The sequence below is a fragment of the Aquisediminimonas profunda genome, from assembly GCF_019443285.1.
GTDB classification, from domain to species: Bacteria; Pseudomonadota; Alphaproteobacteria; order Sphingomonadales; family Sphingomonadaceae; genus Aquisediminimonas; species Aquisediminimonas profunda.
In genome coordinates this window covers 3,239,173-3,261,679 of the sequence record NZ_CP080327.1, presented here as the reverse complement: position 1 = coordinate 3,261,679, position 22,507 = coordinate 3,239,173, and the positions used below count along the sequence as shown (strand labels likewise).

The window sequence follows — 22,507 nt, the reverse complement described above, 5'->3', positions numbered from 1 at the left end:
AATGGCCCTGCTCCGAACCCGACCAGTTGCCCCGCTCGAGTACACAAAAAAGACCTGGATGCAGCTTTGGGTCGCTGCCACCTTGCTGTTTCTTTATGCGCCCCTTGTCGTGCTGATGATCTTCAGCTTCAACGATTCGAAAAGAAACGTCGTCTGGAAAGGCTTCACGCTCAAATATTACCAGAAGGCTCTTGGCAATGACTCGCTGGTTGAAGCGCTCACCAATTCGTTGACCATTGCCTTTTTTGCGACGCTCTTCAGCCTCGTCCTTGGCGCGCTCGCAGCAATCATGCTCTGGCGTTTTCGCTTCCCTCTCAAAGGAGTGGTCGAAGGCAGTATCTCTCTGCCGATCATCGTTCCGGAAATCTGCCTTGGTGTTGCCTATCTGATCTTCTTTGCCCGGATCCAGTGGCCGACGGGAATGGCTTGGCCGCTCAACCTCTCTGCGATCACCATTGCTCACATTACCTTCTGCTTTCCCTTTGTGGCGATGGTCGTGAGGTCCCGACTGGCGAGTTTCAATAAGGAGGAAGAGGAAGCGGCCAAGGATCTGGGCGCTTCGGAATGGCAGACCTTCCGGGATATCCTTCTGCCCCACATGAAGCCGGGCCTCATTGCCGGGGCGTTGCTGGCATTCACCCTCAGCCTTGATGACTTCGTCATCACATTTTTCACCAGTGGCCCTGAAACGATCACCTTCCCGGTGAAGGTCTATTCGATGGTCCGCTTCTCGGTTACGCCTGAGGTCAACGCGGCATCGACTGTGCTGATTGTCCTCACCGTTGTTTTGACTGCCATCGCCCTGAAGATGCAGGGTGTGAAGGCCATTGCGGAAGTCCATTGAGATGAATGACACGCCCAGTCCGATTATCCAGATCCGCAATGTCACGAAGCGCTTCGGCAAGGTTGCAGCGGTTGACAATGTCAGCCTCGACATCATGGCTGGCGAGTTTTTTGTGCTTCTTGGCCCCTCAGGATGTGGCAAGACGACATTGCTCCGCATGATTGCCGGATTCGAGCTGCCAACCGAAGGACAAATCCTGATCGATGGACAGGACATGGCGGGGATTCCACCTAACAAGCGTCCGGTGAACATGGTTTTCCAGAGTTATGCCGTCTTTCCGCACATGAGTGTGACCGACAATGTAGGATACGGGCTGAAAATTGCCGGCGTCAGCAAGAGCGAGCGCGAACAACGGGTGACTGAGGCTCTTGAGTTGGTGAAACTCGGCGGCTTTGGCGATCGTATGCCAGACCAGATGTCTGGCGGTCAGAGACAACGTGTTGCGCTCGCGCGCAGTCTTGTCATGCGGCCCAAAGTTCTGCTCCTTGATGAACCACTCTCCGCACTTGATGCAAAGCTGCGTGCGCAGATGCAATTTGAACTGTCCGACTTGCAGGATCAGGTCGGGATTACCTTTGTCACTGTCACCCATGATCAGGACGAAGCCCTGTCGATGGCCGGCCGCATTGCCGTCATCAACAAGGGCGAGGTAGCGCAGCTGGCTTCACCCTCTGACCTATATGAATATCCCGCCAACCGCTTCGTTGCCGATTTCGTGGGCTCCGTGAATCTCTTTGAAGGCAAATTGACCCTCGACGAACCAGATCGCGCTGCGGTCGACTGCCCGGGCTTGGGCAAGATCTATCTCAATCATGGCGTGACTGGGCCACATGGCGCTGATGTCTGGGTCGCCATACGACCGGAAAAAATCTACCTTCACGTGCCTGGCGAGGGCAAGGCAGTACGCGCCGCCGGATTGGACGCCCCGGAAGGCCACAATTTCGCGCGTGGAACGATCAAGGGGATGAGCTACCTTGGGGATGTAACCTTGTTTGAGATCAAGCTGGACTCAGGCGAGATGATCCGTGTGTCCCGGCCAAACCTGTCACGCCACGATCAGGAAGATTTCACATGGGATGACCGGGTGAGCATGCATTGGCGTCCTGACAGTCCCGTGGTATTACTCTCCTGACATGAGCTATTCGTTTTCTCCCAGCCAACCTCCTTTGACGGGCCGCACGAACCGGTTTCTGGCTCGGATCGGCTTTTCTCCCTGAGGCTCGAAAGTGGCGCGCAACGATGGCGCCAATCTGTCGAACAACTGCTCAAACGAGGAAAAAGATCATGCCCCGCAACTATGACATTGCCGAACTTCGCCGCCTTGACGTCGCCCACCATTTGCCTGCCCAGGCTGACTGGCAGGAAATCGAAAATCTCGGCGGCAGCCGTATCATCACCCATGCCGATGGCTGTTACATTCACGACGGCGACGGTAATCGCATCCTTGATGGCATGGCCGGCCTGTGGTGTGTCAACGTAGGGTATGGGCGGGACGAACTGGCAGACGTCGCGCGCGAACAGATGCTGGAGCTTCCCTATTACAACAGCTTCTTCAAGACGGCGAACCCGCCGACGGTGCTCCTTGCGCACAAGATTGCAAGCTTGACCCAGTTTCGTCTGCCGCACGTCTTTTTCAACAGCTCCGGATCTGAGGCCAATGACACCATTTTTCGCCTTGTCCGGCAGTATTGGAAACTCAGGGGTGAGCCGAAGCGCAAGACATTTATAAGCCGCTGGAACGCCTATCATGGCTCGACTGTCGCGGGCGTCTCGCTCGGTGGCATGAAGGCAATGCATCCGATCGGCGACCTGCCCATTCCGGGCGTGGAACATGTCCGCCAGCCCTACCAGTTCAACGAAGGTCGGGACATGACGCCGGAGGCATTTGGCACGGCTTGCGCTGAAGCGATCGAATCCCGGATCCTCGAAGTCGGCCCCGAAAATGTGGCAGCCTTTATTGGCGAACCCGTTCAGGGGGCAGGCGGCGTCATCATCCCGCCCGCAAACTACTGGCCGCAAGTCGAGGCGATCTGTCGCAAATATGGCATTCTCCTGATCTGCGACGAAGTCATTTGCGGTTTCGGCCGAACGGGCAGTATGTGGGGCCATGAGACGATGGGCGTGAAGCCCGACATCATCGCAATGGCAAAAGGCCTTTCGAGCGGATACCTCCCGATCTCAGCGGTCGCGGTGTCCGAAGAAATTGTGAAGGTCATGAAGACTGGCGGCGATTTTGTGCATGGTTACACTTATTCCGGCCATCCCGTCTCGGCCGCGGTCGCGATCCGCAACCTGGAAATCATGGAACGCGAAGGTCTTGTCGACAAGGTCCGCAACGAAACCGGTCCTCATCTTGCCAAGTGCCTGGCTTCGCTGAACGATCATCCGCTGGTGGGTGAAGCGCGCTCGATTGGGCTGCTGGGCGCGGTAGAGATTGTTGCCGACAAGACAAGCGGAGCCCGTTTTGGTGGAAAGGAAGGCACAGCCGGGCCAATGGTCCGCGATATCTGCATCAGGAACGGTTTGATGGTGCGCGGCATTCGGGACAGCATTGTCATGTGCCCGCCATTGGTCATCAGTTGTGAACAGATTGACGACATGATCGGGATCATCCGTCGCTCACTGGACGAGGCAATGCCAGCACTAAAAGCCATAGGCTGACCGCGGCTGGGTTCGATTTCGGGGGTCGCTTGCAAGTGGCCACCGCAATTCAGGTCATGCACGTGATCCCGGTACAAAGTTGGCGATCAGGTCAAACCGATCACCCAGGAATGTCTGGCAGACAAACGTGATCGGAATTCCCTCGCGCCAGGTCCAGCGCTCGACCATCAGGCAGGCGGTCCCTTTGGCGACCTTCAATCTGCGCGCCACTTCCGTGGGTGCCCCGATCGCACTAATTCGGTGGCGTGCCTCGCTCCAGGGAACATGGCCGAGAAGCCAGGTGCTGGGAGGCTCGCGAGTAAAGTCGGCATCCCGTGCTTGCGGGACGGCATCAAGATTGATCGTCCTGTCTTCAAAGGCAAAGGGCCCCGAACGTCCGTGGTGAATGCCCACAATGCGCCGCAGCTTTGTGGCACCGGCAAAATCAGGCGAGCGATGGTCGCTTGTCGTCACTTCGCTGGAAATCAGTTCGAAATGATAGGAGCCCGTTCGCTGGGCGATCGCAGCGCCAATATCGGGGATATCGAGCACCGCCGCGTGCACATGCGGATGGGCGACGAAAGACCCCGCCTTGCGGCGTCGTTCGATAAGGCCCGCGCGCGCCAGAGCGGTCAAGGCTTTTCCGACTGTAGCTCTGGCGCAACCATATTGAGTCACGAGTTCATGTTCGAAGGGAATGCGAAAGCCGGGCTTCCATTCGCCGGAAGCAATTCGTCCTTCTATGTCGGATCGGATCGTTTCAGCGATGCTCATAAGGCCAGAATTCGGTCCAGCACCGCCTTGTACCGTCGCCAGACATTCTCCCGATCCTTGTGCTGGCCATTGGATACGAGCTTGCGTCCAGCGCGCCAGACGGCATCGACGCAGTTCGCGCGAGCGGCAAATATCCAGGAATCAAGGAGCTGGTCGCCGCTGCGACCGTAGAGGGCTGGATGCTTGGCGTCGAGGACCACAAGATCCGCCGACATGCCAACCGCCAGTCCCTGCGTTACGCCCAGCGCCTGCGCACCACCGGCATGGGCCTCGTCGAAAATCCGTCGTCCAACCGATGGCCTGGCCTCGCTGGCCAGCAAGTTGCGCGCCCTGTGTGAAAGACGCTGACTATATTCCAGCGCGCGCAGCTCCTGGGCGGGATCGATCAGAATATTGGAATCAGTGCCTGTCGAGATCTTGCCGCCTGCTGCGAGATACCGGACAGCGGGAAATATACCGTCACCCAGGTTGGCTTCCGTGACGGGGCACAGTCCCGCAACAGCGCCGCTTGCGGCCAAGGCGTCGGTTTCGGCCTCCGTAAGATGGGTCGCGTGAATGAGGCACCAATGCTGATCGACACCAGCATTCGCCAAGAGCCATTCCACGGGGCGCGCCCCGGTAAAAGCCAGGCTTGCTTCAACCTCCTTGAGCTGTTCGGCGGCGTGTATATGAAGCGGCGCGCCCCGTCGCATATCAACAAGTTCCCTGAGTTCTTCGACAGTCACGGCACGCAGGCTGTGCGGAGCGACCCCCAGTATTCCGTCTGTTGGCAGGATGTCCTCACACGCACCGAGCAGCCGCGCAAACGCATCAAGATCGTTCAGGAAGCGCCTCTGCCCATGTTTCGGCGGTGCGCCGCCAAAATCCGAATGGGCATAGAAGACAGGAAGCAAAGTCATGCCAATGCCGGTCGCTTCTGATGCGCCGATGACACGGGCAGCCATTTCCGCCGGGTCCTGATAGCGCTTCCCGTCGGGATCATTGTGAAGATAATGAAACTCGCCAACGCGCGTATATCCGGTCTCGAGCATTTCGATATAGGCCATCGCAGCGATGGCCTCGACATCGTCAGGGTCGAGACGATCGAGGAAGCGGTACATGACTTCGCGCCAGCTCCAGAAGTCATCATCGCTCGGCCCGCGATGCTCGGCCAGGCCTGCCATCCCTCGCTGGAAGGCGTGGCTGTGAACATTGCATAGACCTGGCACGCCAATGTCTGCCCGTTCATCTTCCGGGCGGGCGGGAGTGCCTACAATCACTGCGGAAATAAGAGTTCCAGAGATTTCGATGCGGACGTCATTCTGCCAACCAGACGGCAGGAGGGCAGCCTTGAGCCAAAGCGCAGTCATCTCACGATCCTCAACATTGCATTATTATGTCTAGACATAATCACCTGAGCATGCAAGTTTCATTGCCGATGGCTGCCGAGTCCCATTTCCCATGCGAACGCCTTTGGCTGAACGCAAATCTTGACACCTCGTCGCCGTCGGGGCGCATTGCGGATGCGATGGTCGCTTGCGACAAGGGACGCATTGTCTACGCTGGGCCCAGGTCGGACGCGCCTCCATTCGTCGCCGTGGAAGAAGTCGATTGCGAAGGGCGCTGGATTACGCCTGGCCTGATCGATTGCCACACACACCTCGTTCACGCCGGCAACAGGGCAAGAGAATTCGAGCTGAGACTGGCCGGGGCCACCTATGAAGAGATTGCCCGCGCTGGCGGCGGGATCGTATCGACAATGAAGGCGACGCGCGACGCGACCGAAGAGGATCTTGTCTCTCAGTCGCTCGCGCGGCTTGATGCATTGATTTCGGAGGGCGCGACGACTGTCGAAGTGAAGTCCGGCTATGGTTTGTCGCTTGATGCAGAAATCAGGATGCTTCGCGCGGCGAAAAGGCTTGGAAAGGAGCGGCGCGTAGGCGTTGTGACGAGCTTCCTCGGGGCGCATGCCTTGCCGCCCGAATTTGCCGGTCGAACAGACGACTATATTGATCATGTTTGCACAGACATGATTCCAGCCATTGCCGCTCTGGGTCTTGCCGATGCTGTAGACGGATTTTGCGAATCCATTGGTTTTTCACCTGCACAGATCGAACGCGTTTTCATGTCGGCAAGGGCGCATGGATTGCCCGTGAAGCTGCATGCCGAACAGCTTTCGAACAGTCATGGTGCAGCGCTTGCGGCCCGATACGGAGCTCTTTCGGCCGATCATCTGGAATATCTTGATGCCGCAGGCATTCAGGCCATGAAGGCATCTGGCACCATCGCAGTCCTCTTGCCGGGTGCTTATTATTTCACGCGAGAAACCCAGATGCCGCCGGTCGGCGCACTGCGCGATGCAAATGTTCCGATTGCTGTGGCTACAGATTGCAATCCTGGCACCTCGCCTTTGACGTCGCTCCTTCTGGCTATGAACATGGCAGCGACGCTTTTCAGGCTGACGGTCGACGAGTGCCTGGCTGGCGTCACGATCAATGCGGCGCGCGCACTTGGGCTGGGAAATGAAACCGGATCGCTTGAAATCGGGAAGTCTTGCGATCTGGCTATCTGGGACATTGGAAGTCCAGCCGAATTGGTCAGTAACATTGGGAAAAACCCGCTTCATGCGCGGATTTGGAGAGGGCAATGACACTTGTGACGACACCTGGCGAGGTTCCTTTGGGCGACTGGCGGGCGATCTATCGCGGCGCGTGCCCGGAACTGGATCCGTCTTGCCGCACGCGTATTGCCCAGAGCGCCGCCGCGGTGTCTCGGATCCTGGCAAAGCAGGAACCCGTCTATGGAATCAACACCGGATTTGGAAAGCTGGCGACCGTCAGGATTGATGACAATGACCTCGAAGTCCTGCAGCGCAATATCGTCCTGAGCCATGCGGCGGGCGTGGGCGATGCGATGCCTGTGCCTGTTGCGCGCCTCATGATGGCCTTGAAGCTCACCAGTCTTGCGCAAGGCGCCTCCGGCGTTCGCCCGGAAACAGTCGCTCTGCTTGAATCAATGCTGCAGAAAGGCCTGACACCAGTCATTCCCGCGCGAGGCTCTGTCGGGGCTTCGGGCGACCTGGCCCCTTTGGCCCATTTGGCCGCGACCATGATTGGGACAGGCGCGATCATTGTCGGCGGACAGGAACTGCCCGCGTCGGTTGCATTGATGGAGGCAGGCCTTGTTCCTCTGACCCTTGGACCCAAGGAAGGATTAGCTCTGCTCAACGGAACGCAATTCTCTTGCGCCTACGCTCTCGCTGGCCTCTTCGAAGCAGAGCGCTTGTTCCAATCGGCCCTTGTGACAGGTGCGCTGTCGACCGAAGCGGCCAAGGGATCGGATACGCCGTTTGACCCTCGCATACATGCCCTACGCAGGCATCGCGGCCAGATTGAAACCGCAGCTGCCCTGCGACAGCTGATGAAAGGATCGGAAATTCGCGCATCACATCGGCTGGGCGATGAACGTGTTCAGGATCCCTATTGTCTGCGATGCCAGCCTCAGGTGATGGGCGCTGTACTCGATCTTCTTCGCCAGGCTGCCGCAACTCTTGCGCATGAAGCCAATGGTGTTTCGGATAACCCGCTGATTTTTGCGGAAAGTGACGAGGCCCTTTCGGGTGGCAACTTCCATGCTGAACCGGTGGCTTTCGCCGCCGATATGATCGCGCTCGCCTTGTGCGAAATCGGCTCGATCTCCGAACGCAGGATCGCAATGCTGGTCGACCCCGCACTCTCCGGCTTGCCTGCGTTCCTGACAGCTCACCCCGGGCTCAATTCGGGTTTTATGATTCCGCAGGTCACTGCGGCCGCTCTGGTGTCAGAGAACAAACAGCGCGCTTATCCGGCCAGTGTGGATTCGATCCCAACCTCTGCCAATCAGGAAGACCATGTCTCGATGGCTGCGCATGGGGCGCGAAGATTGTCTGGCATGGCCGACAACCTCTCGCATGTCATTGGCATTGAGTATCTTGCAGCAGCCCAAGGGTGCGAGTTCCATTCTCCGCTCGCGTCGAGCACTGCGTTGGAGGCTGCCCGGGCCCTGTTGCGCGCGCAGGTGCCCGCATTGGCGGAAGATCGCTATTTCCATCCTGACATGGCCAAAGCGACTGCCATCATCCGCAGTGGAGCGCTGGCTGAACTCACAGGCCTGCCGGGGTTGGCCTGATGGATTGGCTTTCGATCAGCCCTGGCGAAGCGCCGATCATTGTCAGTATCCCGCATGCGGGAACCGATGTCCCGGAGGACGTAAGGTCTTCCCTTCTTTCCCTTGAACTGGCGCAGCACGACTCGGACTTCTTCGTGGATCGGCTGTACGCCTTCGCATCCGACTTCGGGGCTACGATCATTCGCACTTCGATGTCGCGCACGGTAATCGACGTCAATCGGGACCCTTCCGGTCAGTCGCTCTACCCGGGGCAGGCAACAACGGGTTTATGCCCCGAGACAGGTTTCGACGGTGCTTCTCTATACAAATCGGGCATGGAGCCTGACGGTGCAGAGGTCGCACGCCGACGCGCGTGCTTTTTTGATCCCTACCATGAAGCCTTGTCGTCGCAGATATCGCGCCTCCGCAGTGTGCACAGCCGGATCGTCCTTTACGATGCGCATTCTATCCTCAGTCAGGTGCCGCGGCTGTTCGAGGGCGAATTGCCGCAATTCAACATTGGCAGCTTCGATGGCCGGAGTTGTGCGCCGTCCCTGACCGAAGGCGTCGCCTCTGCGTGTTCTGGACATTCAACTGCAGTCAATGGCCGCTTCAAGGGCGGCTGGATTACGCGCCATTATGGTGACCCTGAGAACGGTGTTCACGCAATCCAGATGGAGCTCGCAATGCGCGGATATCTTGATGAAACCGGTCCTTGGCCGCCGGTGTGGGACGCGTCGCGCGCGGCGCGGCTGCAGCCGGTTCTGCGGGACGTCCTTTCTGCCTGTCTCGATTTTGCAAAAGGAGCTGCACAATGACGCGCATCGACAACAGCCGCACCATCAGAAGTCCGCGCGGCCCCGAATGCAGTGCGAAGAGCTGGCTGACCGAAGCGGCCTTGCGGATGTTGATGAATAATCTCGATCCGGATGTTGCCGAAGACCCGCATGGTCTGGTCGTCTATGGCGGGATTGGCCGCGCTGCGCGCAACTGGGAATGTTTTGACCGGATCGTCGAAACTTTGCGGCGGCTCGAAGAGGATCAGACGTTGCTTGTCCAGTCAGGCAAGCCTGTCGGTGTATTCAGGACCCACAAGGATGCGCCACGTGTGCTGATCGCCAATTCCAACCTGGTACCGCACTGGGCAACCTGGGATCACTTCCACGAACTCGATCGCAAAGGCCTGATGATGTACGGCCAGATGACTGCTGGTTCATGGATTTACATTGGTTCTCAAGGAATTGTGCAGGGAACCTATGAAACATTCGTGGAAATGGGAAGGCAGCATTATGGCGGTGATCTGTCCGGCAAGTGGATTCTGACTGCTGGCCTTGGCGGAATGGGCGGTGCCCAGCCACTCGCTGCAACAATGGCTGGTGCATCCTGCCTTGCTGTTGAATGTCAGCCGTCCCGCATAGAGATGCGACTCCGCACCGGTTATATCGATCGCCAGACTGATAGCCTTGATGAAGCACTCAAGATTGTTACCACCTCCGCGACGCCTGTTTCTGTGGGGCTGTTGGGCAATGCTGCTGAAATCTTGCCTGAACTGGTCCGCCGCGGTGTCAGGCCTGACGCCGTTACCGACCAGACGTCTGCACATGATCCAATAAATGGCTATTTGCCGAAAGGCTGGACGCTTGAACGCTGGATGGCCGCGCGTGAAAGCGATCCGGCCGCCGTCCAACGTGCGGCGCGGGAATCGATGGCAATCCATGTGCGGGCAATGCTCGCCTTTCATCGCTTGGGTGTGCCCACGTTCGACTATGGCAACAACATTCGTCAGGTGGCCAAAGATGAAGGGGTAGAGGATGCCTTTGCCTTTCCCGGGTTTGTGCCAGCCTATGTCCGACCATTGTTCTGCAGGGGAATCGGTCCGTTTCGCTGGGCTGCACTTTCGGGCGATCCGGAAGACATATACCGGACAGATGCCAAGGTCAGGGAGTTGTTGCCTGACGATGCGCACCTTCACAACTGGCTCGACATGGCGCGCGAGCGCATCCAATTTCAGGGTCTGCCGGCGCGTATCTGCTGGGTTGGCTTGGGAGACCGCCATCGGTTAGGTCTGGCATTCAATGAAATGGTCCGCTCTGGTGAGTTGAAAGCGCCGATCGTCATCGGGCGCGATCACCTGGACTCGGGTTCGGTCGCCAGCCCCAACCGGGAGACAGAGGCAATGAAGGATGGTTCGGATGCCGTATCCGACTGGCCATTGCTCAACGCGCTGCTCAACACTGCGTCAGGCGCCACCTGGGTGTCTCTCCATCATGGGGGAGGCGTCGGAATGGGCTATTCGCAGCATGCTGGCATGGTGATTGTTGCGGACGGCACGGATGATGCCGCGCGCCGACTTGGCAACGTGCTCTGGAACGATCCTGCGACAGGTGTCATGCGGCATGCCGATGCTGGTTATGAGATTGCAATCGAGTGTGCGAGGGACAAGGGGCTCGATTTGCCCAGCATTTAGCTTGAAGGCCATCGTCCCTATTTGGGTTCGCGTGGTCGTGCCTTCTGTTCGTCAAGCCATTGATCAAAATCTCTGAAATCCAATGGTTTGAGAAATGTTATTCCAATCCCTTGCGCATTCGACCACATCACTTTGGCGCGTCTGGGCTCCAGCCCCAGGATCGTCACCAGTACGTCTTCTCCGGGATTGAGAGTAGTTTCGCCGATCAGGCCGGCACCGGACAAGGATACATCGCGAACCTTGAGTACGGACTTTTCGGTTTCTGCGGAAATGCTTGCATCTGTGTCGCAGACATATCTTGGTGCTCTCGGCTTTTCCCTGCGCAATTTAGGCTGTTCACGTGACAGGAAGCGCCCGACGTCAATTTCTTTGTCAAACAGGATTCCGATTGACTTGTCTCCGACCCACCTCACCGTTCCCGCGACTTTGAGGTCCGAGCGAATTTCCAGAAACAGGGGGTCACCTGGCGTGAAAGCAAGCCGAGTTTCAATCTTTGCGCCGCTGTGAGAGAGGTTCAGCACGCGACCCAGACTTTGCCTGTCGCCTGCGGTGACCTTGGCAAGAAGGAAAACCGACATATGCCGTTTGGCTGTCCGACGCTCGGCAGTCTTGCTGGCAGCAATTGGCGGCTTTCCCTGAAACATTCGTGCAATCTCCATCTTCTGGCCATTTCTGACCATGGCCGTTCCATTGGCGGCAATTCGATAGTCCGCGCGACTCTTTAAGGAACGGCTGAGCGCACAGTAGTTATAGTCCAAATGACTAATAAATTTGCCAGCAATTGTTACTTGGATTGCAGATCTTCAGATAAAGCGGTCAAATGGCGAGTTATTGCGAAAATAACGTAGTTTGGCCGGGTTTGCACTCGCAGCCATTTGGCGAGCGGTAAAGGCCTATTCGCCGTAGGATGGCTCGCATGAGGTCATGCGTCGAATGGCAACGTCAATCATGTCAATCGTTGATGCCATAAGTGCTGCAGCCTCGAAAAGCTCATTTTCGTCGAGTTTCTGAAGCAAATCAGCCGCTGCCGAACGGATCTCATAGATGGGTGCGTGATCGGGCATAAGCGGATCCTCAAACACTTCCCATGGCGTCATACACCCCTTGCATGATCTTCTCCCCTAATGGGAACGCCTTGTGTTCCAATCGTGATTAACGGCGCATGAGCGATTTTCTGTAGTTCCGAGGACCGGCAGCAACGTGTGAAAGCTATCCATGCCAAGTTGACGAGGCAGTTTTGTCCGCGCATGGGTTCCTCATGCGGTTCTTTTCCGACAATGCTGCTTCAGTTCACCCGAAGGTTCTGGATGCCATTGCTCGTGTCAATCAGGTTGACACGGCTTACGACGGCGACTCTCTCAGCCGCTCCTTGGATACGGCGTTTTCGGAGCTATTTGAATGTGATGTAGCAGCACTCTGGGTATCGACTGGAACAGCCGCTAACGCCTTGGGGCTTGCCAGTTTGTGTCCGCCGCATGGCAGTATTGTTTGCCATTCCGAAGCGCACATCCAGATTGATGAATGCGGCGCTCCCGAATTTTACACGCATGGTGCAAAACTCCTGCTTGCACCGGGAGAAGGAGCGAAACTCTCTCCGGATGCCGTGCGGGGCGTCGTAGGCGCAATCCGCAAGGACGTTCATCAGGCCCAACCGCACGCGGTGTCTATTACGAACGCTACGGAATATGGGCTGACCTATAGCGAAAATGATGTCCGTGCCATTGGCGACGCAGCAAGAGAGTTGGGATTGCGGTTCCATATGGATGGCGCGCGATTTGCAAACGCTGTGGCGTCAACCGGGGCGACACCGGCCGATTTGACATGGAAAAGCGGTGTTGATGTTCTGAGCTTTGGCTTTGTCAAAAATGGCGGGATGAGCGCGGAAGCCCTGATCTTTTTCGATCCTTCCCTTGCTGAAGCGACCCGTTATCGCAGAAAGCGGGGTGGGCATCTGCTGTCAAAAGGGCGTTACCTTGCAGCGCAGATCCTGGCCATGCTTGAAGATGGCCTTTGGCTGGACAATGCCCGGGCTGCCAATGAAGGAGCGAATGCCTTGGGCCAGGCTGCCGGCACACGACTGGTCTACCCGGTTCAGGCCAATGAAGTGTTCGTTCGAATGACTTCGCAAGAGGCTGCGCGCCTGAGAGCGCAAGGTTTTGACTTTTACGATTGGGCGCCAGGCGAGATCCGGCTCGTGATTTCATGGGACCAGCCGAAGCATGAAGTTTCTGCGCTTGCTGCGGCTATTTCTGGCTTGTGAGTAAACCTTTCGGTCACTCCCTGTTGAGTTTGCATGTTCAGATCCCGTTCTGGATATGCACGCTTATCTGGGGTACGACGTGGTTTGTAATCCGCGGGCAGCTTGGGGTGGTGCCTCCCAGTTGGTCGGTCACATACCGGTTTGCCGTTTCGGCGTTGGCAATGTTTGCATATGCATGGTTCAAGGGTGAGCGGCTCACGCTTAATGGTCGGCAGCAACGATTTGTGCTGGTGTTTGGAGTGGCCCAATTCGTCTTCAATTTCAATTTCGTCTATCGGGCTGAAGCGCACATAACCTCAGGATTGGTGGCAATTCTTTTTGCGTTGCTGATTGTGCCCAACACACTGCTGGCGCGCATCTTTCTTGGCCTTCGCGCAACCCCGCGGTTCTATTTTGGTTCGCTGGTCGCCATTGCTGGCATCGTTCTGCTTTTCATCAACGAGTATAGGCAGGGGGGTGGAGGGGACACTGTACTGCTGGGGATTGGACTGACTTTGCTCGGTGTGCTTTCCGCCTCGGTCGCCAATATTCTTCAGGCGACACGAAGAGCGCATGAAATGCCAATGGCAACCATGCTTGCGTGGGGGATGACTTGGGGCACCTTGGCTGACGCCCTTTGGGCATGGGCTTCGGTCGGCCCGCCGACGATTGCGTGGAACCTCACCTACATCGGTGGCGTCCTCTATCTCGGAATTGCTGCCTCCGCAGTCGCGTTCATGGCCTATTTCAGTGTCATCCGAATGATTGGGCCAGGGCCAGCTGCCTATTCCGGGATCATCACCCCGGTCATAGCAATGGTGATATCAACCCTGTTTGAGCATTATAATTGGACGGCAATAGCTGCAGGTGGTGGCGCGTTGGCAATGGCAGGACTCGTAATCGCGCTCAGCGCGCGCAGGCCCATCGCAAAGTCGGCATAGGCTGGCATCCATCCTAGCAAATGCTTGGCCTTTGCATTGGAGACACGCCTGTTTTCCGAATAGAAGGCGCGAGCTTCCCGACTCAATTCGGCGGCTTCGAGTGAGAGAAGAGGAGGGTGCGGCAAATCCAAAAGGTCGCACGCCGCCTCAATGACGCGGTTCTGCGAGCAAGGCGCATCATCAGCAAGATTGTAGGAGCCCGGTGGGCCTGCGAAGCTCGCCAGGACACCTGAAACAATGTCGTCGACATGGATGCGGCTGAAAACCTGATGGGGCAAATCGATCCGATGCGCGTTGCCTTGCTTTACTCGATCCAAAGCGGAACGCCCTGGCCCATATATGCCGGGTAGTCGGAACACTCGTGTCAGGGGTGAAAGCTGCTGCCAGTCGCGGTCTGCCTGATTGCGGCTTTCACGACGGCCCCTGATTGGCGCGGACTCATCAACCCAGGCACCACGCGCATCGCCATAAACTCCGGTTGAAGAAAGATAGCCGATCCATTGTGCTGAACTTGCACGTATGGCTTCACCATAGGACTGCAACACAGGGTCTCCGTCGACAACCGGCGGCACGGAAGAGAGAATGTGGCTTGCCTGCGCAATGGCCAATTTGACATTGCCGACATCGTCAAAGCTTAAATCTCCGGCAGAGCCAGTCGCGTGAACTTCCCAGCCCAATGCATTTGCAGACGCTGCTATCCGTAAGGCAGTATAGCCAAGTCCAAAGATCAACAGGTTCGGCATTTTACTTTGGCCGCGGATCAGCCAGGTGCCGGGCTTTCCACTCCATTGACATGCGCACCCGCGTCCGGCCCGAAGGATGGTCGTAAAACAGGAATTCTTCGACCGGTCCAGGTTCGATCTTGCGATATTCGGAAAGTTGCATTGCGGCTTGGGCAAATCCGTCCGGTTCGCGCGCGACATCGAGTCCGAAGGCGTCCGCTTCGCTTTCCTGGCTGCGGATCAGCGTATTCTTAACGGGCGTCATTGCGAGGATCAGGATTGTAATAACTATTGAGTAAACCGGCCATGCAGCAACATCGTCAATACCGCGAATACCCCAGCCAGCCCCCCAACGCGCGACGATGCCGGGAACAACCAGCGATGCAATCCAGAAGCAAAAGCCAAAGACCAGACCAAATCCGATCGCCAGTCTAAGGCTGTGATTAAGGACGTAGTGGCCCATCTCATGCCCCATGACAGCGGCAGTTTCAGAAAGTGTCGTCCGCTTGAGAAGGTTGTCGTTGAGCGAGATGCGGATCGTCGGCCCTATACCTGCCACATTTGCCGATATGCGCTTATGCTGCTTCGACTGATCAAAAACATAAATGTGATTGGCCGGAATGCCTCGGGATTGGGCCATGCCTACAATCCTGTCCCTGACCGGACCCGGCGCCAACTCTGTATAGGTGTTGAACAACGGGTTGATGAAAACCGGCGCAATCATGATGAAAAAGACCATGGTAAGGGCGGCCATGCCGGTTCCCCACAGCCACCAGCGTTTCGGGGACCGCCGGATACCGTTCATCACCAAGGCGATGATCAGCGAGAATGCGATTATGTTCAGCACGAGGAGGATGGCTTGTTCGCCAGCCCAGTCGCCAAACCCTTGCGTCAAAAGGCCATACTGCTTTTCGCGCACATAGCCTGTGTAAATTGTCCACGGAACGAGGATGGTCGAGCTGATGATCACATAGGGAACGCCATAGAGCATCGATTGCACGAAGCGTCTTTTGGTGACGCGTTCGGCCCAGTTCCGAAAGCGCGCGGACAATCCTGTGCGCAACAGGATGAAGTCGGCAAACACAGCTGCGAGAGTGCCCCAGAGCAACAGCCAATAGCCACCCTCGAAATAGGCGTCCGACTGAGCACGGGCGGCACCTTTGAGCGTGGCGAGATAGGCTTGAGTTGCCGCTTCAGGATCAAACGGCGCCGCATGAGCTGCTGCAGGCACGACTACCAGACATGCCAAGGCTGAAAAAAGGGATACGGATTTTGGTCTCATATGATTTCCAGTGTAATACGTACGCAATACACTCAGCGATGGATTGATCAAGCCTCACGCGACGCCTAGGCTTAAAACATGCTTGATGCCATGAACGCTCCATCCGTCCCGAATGTAGTTCACAGGGAAGACTATCATCCGCCAGACTGGCTTGTGCCATCTGTTCAGCTCGATTTCAATTTGTCGGCTCACGGAACCCGAGTGCATGCCACCTTGCGCGTTGAACGCAATGGACTTCATGATCGACCTCTGCGCTTGGATGGAGACGAACTGCAGCCCTTGCAGGTTAGAGTAGATGGGGAAGAGACGAGCAACTGGATTCTGGACGAAGGTGCACTTCTGCTCGCGCTTGATGGCGATGCCTTCACAATCGAAACGGAAGTTGAACTGAATCCGGCAGCCAATACCAAGCTGATGGGACTTTACGCGTCGAACGGTTTGCTATGTACCCAGTGCGAAGCCGAGGGATTTCGCAGGATCACATTCTTTCCAGACAGGCCCGATGTGCTGAGCCGTTATCATGTCAGGATGGAAGCCGATCGTGAGGCCTATCCGATCCTGCTGTGCAATGGTGATCCGGTTGGCCGCGGAGAATTGGCCAATGGTCGGCATTGGGTCGAATGGAATGATCCTTTTCCCAAACCTGCCTATCTTTTTGCTCTGGTCGCTGGCGACCTTCACGCGAACCGGGATTCGTTTGTCACCATGTCGGGTCGCAAGGTCGACCTCGCAATCTGGGTAAGAGAAAGCGATCTTCCCAAGACAGCCCATGCCATGGCGGCGCTCAAGACCAGCATGAAATGGGATGAGGACGTCTACGGACGGGAATATGATCTGGCCATTTTCAATATTGTCGCAGTTGATGATTTCAATTTCGGCGCGATGGAAAACAAGGGCCTCAACATATTCAATTCACGCTATATTCTGGCAGATCCGGATACCGCAACTGATCTGGATTATGACGCCATTCTGGGTGTCGTTGCGCATGAATATTTCCACAACTGGTCGGGCGACCGCGTAACCTGTCGGGACTGGTTTCAGCTCTCACTGAAGGAAGGCTTTACAGTTTTTCGGGACCAGTGCTTTTCAGCCGACCAGGGCTCGGCAGCGGTAAGGCGCATTGAAGACGTTCGTATGCTCCGAGCTTCCCAATTTCAGGAAGATGCTGGCCCACTCGCGCATCCGGTCCGGCCTGAGTCCTATATCGAAATTTCAAACTTCTACACTGCGACAATCTACAACAAGGGTGCGGAAGTCATCCGCATGCTGCACACCTTGCTGGGACAGGAAAAATTCCGTGCCGGTAGCGACCTCTATTTCGAGCGACATGACGGCCAGGCCGTGACCTGCGAGGATTTTGTCCTTGCCATGGAGGAAGCAAGTGGCGTCGACCTGGGCCAGTTCCGGCTCTGGTATTCACAAGCAGGGACGCCGCATGTCAAGGCAAGTCTCACGCATGATGCGTCCAGGCAGGAGGCAGTGCTGAAGCTCGAGCAGTCGGTGCCTGACACGCCAGGGCAAAGCAACAAACTGCCTATGGCTATCCCGCTCAAGATTGCGCTTTTTAACCGAGAATCGGCAAATCGCGAGATTGAACAGCTGGAGATCCTGACAGACGTAGAAAAGGAAATTCGCATTGCCGGGTTTGCAAAGCACCCGGTGCTCTCCATCAACCGTGGCTTTTCCGCACCAATTATTGTGGAAAGTGATCGGAGCGCATCGGACTTGGCCTTTCTGTCGGCGCATGATGATGATCCGTTCGGGCGCTATGAGGCCATGCAGCAACTGATGCTGGATACACTGGTAAGTGCCGTGAGTTCGGGCACTGCAGATCATGGGCCAGTTATCGAAGCGGTTCGCAATACACTGACCAACAATGCCCTTGATCCGGCATTTGTGGCAGAAGCCGTTCTGCTGCCAAGCGAGGCTTTTATTGGCGACCAGATGCTGGTGGTGGATCCCGATGCAATCAATTCTGCACGAGACGCCCTGCGCCGCGATCTCGGTGGTTCGCTCGAAGGTCTCTGGCGAGGAGCATTTGCTGCCCATGCCGCAAAATCCTTTGAATATAGTCCAGAAGCAAAGGGCAGCCGGCGTCTTCGGAATGTGTCGCTCGGATATCTGGCTGGGGCAAGCGTTTCGGATGCTGCAAAACTGGCGTTCCACCAGTTCGAGACTGCAGACAATATGACCGATCGACTTGCAGCGCTCGGAACGCTCGCCAATAGCGACGCCGACGAACGTGTGGCCGCGCTGGACATTTTCTACAATCGCTATCGCGACAATCCGCTGGTGATCGACAAATGGTTTACCACTCAGGCCCTCTCGACGAGGAAGGATACTATTGAGGCGGTCAAGGATTTGCGGGAGCATCCTGATTTCACGCTCCAGAACCCGAACCGGGTAAGAGCCTTGGCGGGAGCCTTTTCCGTCAATCAGCAGCAGTTCAATCTCGCAGATGGCTCAGGCTACCGCTTCCTCACAGACATCCTTCTTGAACTTGACCCGATCAATCCGCAGACCGCGGCCAAGCTGCTTCCGCCTCTTGGCCGTTGGCGCCGGTTTGATGCCAAGAGGCAGGGTTTGATGAAGGCGCAGTTGGAACGCATTGTTGGTCAGGCCGGGTTGAGCAAGGATCTGTACGAGCAAGCTTCAAAGAGTCTTGCAAGCGAATAGGGTTGTTACTGGTCGGTCTTTCCGGCCTTGCGCCCTTTTTCCTTTGATGAAACCAGTCCGGGCAACAGCTTGCCCAGATAGGCAATACGTCCAGTTGGGCGCCGGACTTCATCAAGGCTGGCAGTCCAGGCCAGGACATTCGCGTAGGGCAATTTTGGCGCTGCAGTGACGCTTCGCGGCGGATAGATGAAGCCATGCACGGGCCATGCTGCTCCACCCATGTCTTCATTGGGAGCATACCAGACGCGGACGGCGCTCCAATCGCCTGCCTCTGAGACGTCAATTACCTTGACATCACGTTCGACTTGTCCGCGCCGACCATTGATCGGCGACCAGTTGGCATGTGCGACGAGGATTGTGCGGTCATCGATGATGTCGCTGACTGTTGCCACATGGCCAAGCTCCATCCTGCCATGCGGGAGGAAGGCCAAGACGGCACCAATCTTGGGACGGTGTCCTCGTTTGTAACGACCCTCCGCCTGATCCCACCAGGTATACGCATCACCATAAATCTGGATGCCTGAAACTGCCCGGGCAAAAGGAGCACATTCCCAGTGATATCGGGGCGTCGGCTCCGCGAGCGGCAGCGCCGAGAGCGGAGCAGCCGCGCCGTACAAGGCGCCGAACGCCAGAATGGTCCTTGCCAACCGGATCATGTACGTCTCTGGAATTGCCCCAAAAAAGTCGCAAAGCCTGTGAGAGCGTAATTTCGACGCTTATGGTTAATTTAATGATAATCATCCGGTGACTGCCGCCATTCTTGGCGAACTGCCGCATTGAGAGGTGCCTTTTCGCTGGTACGATGCAAAGGCGGGCTTGACCGCAGCCCCAGTCATGAGCGACGGACAATTTCATGACCCTTGAAGCCTTGCTCTCCGCGGAGTTTTCCAATCTCCCTGAAATAGTCCGCCACCATGCGTCCAATCGGCCCGATGCAATAGCCGTTGCAGATCCGGATTCTCGGCTGACTTGGGCCGAATTCAACCGGCTGGGCGACAGGATCGCTTCGCGGCTCCAGCGGGAAGGCATAGGACCGGGAGGTGCTGTCGCGTTGGCCGGTTTCAATTCGGCGCATCACGTTGCTGTGTGGCTTGGCGTCCTGAAGACCGGGGCGGTTGCAGGGCTGATAACCTATTCTGCAACCGGCGAACAAATGGCTGCGATGATTGCGGATACAGGTGCGCGACATCTCTTCCTCGATGCCGGGGCTGCTGCGACACTTGAAGGCTTTGACCTTGGCAATGTTGAGCGGATCGCGATGGACGGCAGTGATGCCGGAGAACCGCTTTCCCAATGGATGGATCCCGAAGGCAGTGCGCCGGAGCCGGTTGAGATCAGGCCCGAAAGCGGCTTCAACATCATCTACTCTTCCGGAACGACCGGCATTCCAAAGGGCATCGTGCACAGCCATGCGATGCGCTGGCAGCACATTCAGCGCGGGCTGCCTGCCTATGGTCAAGATTCCGTGACGATCCTTTCCACGCCCATGTATTCCAATACCACAATGGCTTCGTTCCTCCCGACTTTGGGTTCGGGAGGCAAGATCGTCCTTATGAAGAAGTTTGACGCGAGAGGATTTCTCGAACTCGCAGAGCGTGAACGCGCGACCAATACGATGCTTGTGCCTGTCCAGTATCGTCGCATAATGGCGCTCCCGGATTTCGACACTTTCGACTTGTCGAGCTTTGTCATGAAATATTGCACAAGCGCGCCTTTCCCGGCAGCGCTCAAGGCAGATGTCGTGAAGCGCTGGCCAGGCGGTCTTGTCGAGATATACGGATTGACTGAAGGCGGCGGGGTTTGCCTGCTCGAAGCGCACAAATATCCAGACAAGCTTCATACCGTCGGACAGCCGTCTCCGGGCCATGACATGCGAGTAATCGATGAGCACGGGAATGAACTGCCGCCGGGATCGGTTGGAGAGATCGTCGGCCGTTCACCTGCAATGATGACCGGGTACAACAATCGACCGGACGCGACCAAGGCCATGCATTGGTACGATACTGAAGGTCGGTTGTTTTATCGGCATGGGGACATTGGCCGGTTCGATGAGGACGGGTTCTTGACCTTGATGGATCGCGCAAAGGACATGATCATATCGGGGGGCTTCAATATCTACCCCAGCGATTTGGAAGCGGTCTTGCTGCAGCATCCGGGCGTTGTCGAAGCTGCTGTCATTGGCGCGCCGAGCGAGGAGTGGGGGGAAACGCCAGTGGGATTTGTTGTCCTGCGTGACGGCGTAAAGACCGAAGAGGTCCTGACATTCGTCAACGGCAGGTTGGGAAAAACACAACGTCTGAACCGTCTGGTCGAAACTGGCGAACTCCCGAGGAGTGCTATCGGCAAAGTCCTCAAGCGCGAGCTTCGCGATAGCTTGACGTAAACGTAAAGCTGTTCCATTTTCACCTATCATCAAGGGAGTGTGACCATGTCTGAAGTCTTGACCGAAGTGCGCGATGGCGTGTTGATTATCACCCTCAACAGGCCCGAAGCCAAGAATGCAGCCAACCGGGCGCTGGCCGAAGGTGTTGCAGCCGCGCTCGACACTTTGGATGGGGACGATACCCTTCGCGTCGGGATCATTACCGGCGCTGGCGGAACCTTCTGTTCGGGGATGGATCTGAAGGCGTTTCTGCAAGGCGAATTGCCTTCAGTTAAAGGAAGGGGATTTGCCGGCATTACCGAGGCGCCACCGAAAAAGCCGCTGATCGCCGCTGTCGATGGCTATGCTCTTGCAGGCGGCTTCGAGATCATGCTGGCATGCGACCTTGTCGTTGCGAACGCCCAAGCCAAATTCGGCATTCCGGAAGCGAAGCGTGGTCTTGCTGCAGCCGCTGGCGGGCTTGTTCGCCTACCGCGTCAAATCAACCCGCGGCTTGCCATGGAACTGGCGCTGACCGGCGATTTCATCACTGCACAGCGTGCCTATGAAATAGGGCTGATCAATCGCCTGACCGACGGTGTAGCGTTGGATGGGGCCTTGGAACTTGCGGCAAGTATCACTGCCAATGGCCCGCTGGCAGTCGCGGCTTCAAAGCGCGTCATCGTGGAATCGCGCGATTGGTCAGAGAGCGACATGTGGAAGAAGCAGACGGAGGCCCTTGGAAATCTGTTCATGAGCGAAGATGCTCGCGAAGGTGCGGCGGCATTTGCACAAAAGCGCAAGCCTGAATGGAAAGGGCGCTAGTCCAGTAATGACGGGGTCGAAATGAAGCGCCCTCGGGCGCTTCATCGATTGCTTAGGGCTTAGCGTTCAAGCGCAGCAAGCTGGATAACGTCTTCGCCCAGCCTGAACCCATCGCTTTGCTTGGCCTTGTTGGCATAGATAAAGCCATAGGCCGGATAGCTGGTCGTGCCAAAATCATTGGTGCCCGCATACCAGATCTTCACCCGGCTCCAGTCTCCATTTGCGGAAACGTCGATGGCACGGACATCGCGTTCGATCCCGCCGCGGCGCGACCAATTTGCGTGGGTCAGCAGAATCTCGCGATCGCTGACGACCTTGCTGACCATCGCTACATGGCCATAGCCCATCTTGCCATAGCCCGGCATGGCCAGAACCGATCCCTCGCGCGGGCTGTTTCCACGATCATACCGATCAGTCGCTTGCGACCACCAGGTTTTCGCGTTCCCGCGAATCTCGATGCCCGAAACCTCACGGGCAAATTCAACGCACTGCAGATAACGGCTTGCGTAGGCTGTGCCCGGAAGAAGACTTGCGGAAATGAGAATTGCGCTGATTGCGCGGAAAAAAACCTTCACTTGGATGCGACCCCAAACCTTGACCCTCTATGGAG

At 56.8% G+C, this 22,507-nt stretch carries 20 protein-coding genes; 12 read left to right on the top strand and 8 right to left on the bottom strand.

What is annotated here, in order from left to right; all coding sequences use genetic code 11:
• The first annotated feature begins 1 nt into the window (after position 1).
• From K0O24_RS15990 to K0O24_RS15980, 3 genes are all read left to right on the top strand, one after another.
• Positions 2-844 carry an ABC transporter permease gene (locus K0O24_RS15990; protein ID WP_219893682.1) on the top strand — a complete coding sequence of 281 codons (843 nt, stop codon included), beginning with the start codon at positions 2-4 and terminating at the stop codon, positions 842-844.
• Position 845: 1 nt separating this feature from the next.
• Positions 846-1,976, top strand: coding sequence for an ABC transporter ATP-binding protein (locus K0O24_RS15985; protein WP_219893681.1), 1,131 nt, complete (start codon positions 846-848; stop codon positions 1,974-1,976).
• A gap of 152 nt (positions 1,977-2,128) precedes the next feature.
• Positions 2,129-3,505: an aspartate aminotransferase family protein gene (locus tag K0O24_RS15980; protein ID WP_219893680.1), complete on the top strand. Its 1,377-nt coding sequence runs from the start codon at positions 2,129-2,131 to the stop codon at positions 3,503-3,505.
• A gap of 54 nt (positions 3,506-3,559) precedes the next feature.
• Here K0O24_RS15980 and K0O24_RS15975 read toward each other — a convergent pair whose 3' ends face one another.
• Complete coding sequence (locus K0O24_RS15975) at positions 3,560-4,258, bottom strand: histidine utilization transcriptional repressor HutC (protein ID WP_219893679.1); 699 nt, start codon at positions 4,256-4,258, stop codon at positions 3,560-3,562.
• Positions 4,255-5,607 carry a formimidoylglutamate deiminase gene (locus K0O24_RS15970; protein ID WP_219893678.1) on the bottom strand — a complete coding sequence of 451 codons (1,353 nt, stop codon included), beginning with the start codon at positions 5,605-5,607 and terminating at the stop codon, positions 4,255-4,257. Before K0O24_RS15970 ends, K0O24_RS15975 begins: the two co-directional genes overlap by 4 nt.
• Positions 5,608-5,657: 50 nt before the next feature.
• On the opposite strand from K0O24_RS15970, the gene hutI reads away from it, so the two are divergent.
• Genes hutI through hutU form a run of 4 tightly spaced genes read left to right on the top strand, consistent with a single transcriptional unit; the run spans position 5,658 to position 10,850 of the window.
• The gene (hutI, locus tag K0O24_RS15965; RefSeq protein ID WP_246611055.1) at positions 5,658-6,887 is read left to right on the top strand and encodes an imidazolonepropionase; all 1,230 of its coding nucleotides are present in this window, start codon (positions 5,658-5,660) and stop codon (positions 6,885-6,887) included.
• The gene (gene hutH / locus K0O24_RS15960; protein ID WP_219893677.1) at positions 6,884-8,404 is read left to right on the top strand and encodes a histidine ammonia-lyase; all 1,521 of its coding nucleotides are present in this window, start codon (positions 6,884-6,886) and stop codon (positions 8,402-8,404) included. The genes hutI and hutH overlap by 4 nt, the downstream gene beginning before the upstream one ends.
• Positions 8,401-9,201 (top strand): N-formylglutamate deformylase, encoded by an 801-nt coding sequence (gene hutG / locus K0O24_RS15955; RefSeq protein ID WP_219895685.1) that lies wholly within the window; start codon positions 8,401-8,403, stop codon positions 9,199-9,201. The genes hutH and hutG overlap by 4 nt, the downstream gene beginning before the upstream one ends.
• A complete protein-coding gene (gene hutU, locus K0O24_RS15950; RefSeq protein WP_219893676.1) occupies positions 9,198-10,850 on the top strand; it encodes a urocanate hydratase in 1,653 nt (550 codons plus the stop codon). Before hutG ends, hutU begins: the two co-directional genes overlap by 4 nt.
• A gap of 17 nt (positions 10,851-10,867) precedes the next feature.
• On the opposite strand, the gene K0O24_RS15945 is transcribed toward hutU, so the two are convergent.
• Both K0O24_RS15945 and K0O24_RS15940 read right to left on the bottom strand, forming a co-directional pair.
• On the bottom strand, positions 10,868-11,494 hold the full coding sequence (locus K0O24_RS15945; RefSeq protein WP_219893675.1) for a PilZ domain-containing protein: 627 nt from the start codon (positions 11,492-11,494) through the stop codon (positions 10,868-10,870).
• 249 nt (positions 11,495-11,743) lie between these two features.
• Positions 11,744-11,947 (bottom strand): hypothetical protein, encoded by a 204-nt coding sequence (locus K0O24_RS15940; RefSeq protein ID WP_219893674.1) that lies wholly within the window; start codon positions 11,945-11,947, stop codon positions 11,744-11,746.
• A 161-nt stretch (positions 11,948-12,108) separates the two neighbouring features.
• Here K0O24_RS15940 and K0O24_RS15935 point away from each other — a divergent pair, with 161 nt between their 5' ends.
• Positions 12,109-13,110, top strand: coding sequence for a threonine aldolase family protein (locus tag K0O24_RS15935; protein ID WP_219893673.1), 1,002 nt, complete (start codon positions 12,109-12,111; stop codon positions 13,108-13,110).
• Positions 13,107-14,030: a DMT family transporter gene (locus K0O24_RS15930; RefSeq protein WP_219893672.1), complete on the top strand. Its 924-nt coding sequence runs from the start codon at positions 13,107-13,109 to the stop codon at positions 14,028-14,030. The genes K0O24_RS15935 and K0O24_RS15930 overlap by 4 nt, the downstream gene beginning before the upstream one ends.
• On the opposite strand, the gene K0O24_RS15925 is transcribed toward K0O24_RS15930, so the two are convergent.
• Entirely contained in the window at positions 13,931-14,773 is an 843-nt protein-coding gene (locus tag K0O24_RS15925; RefSeq protein ID WP_219893671.1) for a Rossmann-fold NAD(P)-binding domain-containing protein, read from the bottom strand. The two genes, K0O24_RS15930 and K0O24_RS15925, sit on opposite strands and share 100 nt — an antisense overlap.
• A gap of 1 nt (position 14,774) precedes the next feature.
• Entirely contained in the window at positions 14,775-16,034 is a 1,260-nt protein-coding gene (locus K0O24_RS15920) for a M48 family metallopeptidase (RefSeq protein ID WP_219893670.1), read from the bottom strand.
• A gap of 78 nt (positions 16,035-16,112) precedes the next feature.
• Between K0O24_RS15920 and pepN the strand changes: the two genes are divergently transcribed.
• Positions 16,113-18,710: an aminopeptidase N gene (pepN, locus tag K0O24_RS15915; protein WP_219893669.1), complete on the top strand. Its 2,598-nt coding sequence runs from the start codon at positions 16,113-16,115 to the stop codon at positions 18,708-18,710.
• Between the two features lie 5 nt (positions 18,711-18,715).
• Here the strand turns inward: pepN and K0O24_RS15910 are convergent, their stop codons facing one another.
• On the bottom strand, positions 18,716-19,366 hold the full coding sequence (locus K0O24_RS15910) for a CHAP domain-containing protein (protein ID WP_219893668.1): 651 nt from the start codon (positions 19,364-19,366) through the stop codon (positions 18,716-18,718).
• A 197-nt stretch (positions 19,367-19,563) separates the two neighbouring features.
• On the opposite strand from K0O24_RS15910, the gene K0O24_RS15905 reads away from it, so the two are divergent.
• Both K0O24_RS15905 and K0O24_RS15900 read left to right on the top strand, forming a co-directional pair.
• Positions 19,564-21,093 carry a class I adenylate-forming enzyme family protein gene (locus tag K0O24_RS15905; protein ID WP_219893667.1) on the top strand — a complete coding sequence of 510 codons (1,530 nt, stop codon included), beginning with the start codon at positions 19,564-19,566 and terminating at the stop codon, positions 21,091-21,093.
• Between the two features lie 45 nt (positions 21,094-21,138).
• Positions 21,139-21,897: a crotonase/enoyl-CoA hydratase family protein gene (locus tag K0O24_RS15900; RefSeq protein ID WP_219893666.1), complete on the top strand. Its 759-nt coding sequence runs from the start codon at positions 21,139-21,141 to the stop codon at positions 21,895-21,897.
• Positions 21,898-21,956: 59 nt separating this feature from the next.
• Here the strand turns inward: K0O24_RS15900 and K0O24_RS15895 are convergent, their stop codons facing one another.
• The gene (locus tag K0O24_RS15895) at positions 21,957-22,472 is read right to left on the bottom strand and encodes a CHAP domain-containing protein (protein ID WP_219893665.1); all 516 of its coding nucleotides are present in this window, start codon (positions 22,470-22,472) and stop codon (positions 21,957-21,959) included.
• Between the last annotated feature and the right edge of the window lie 35 nt (positions 22,473-22,507).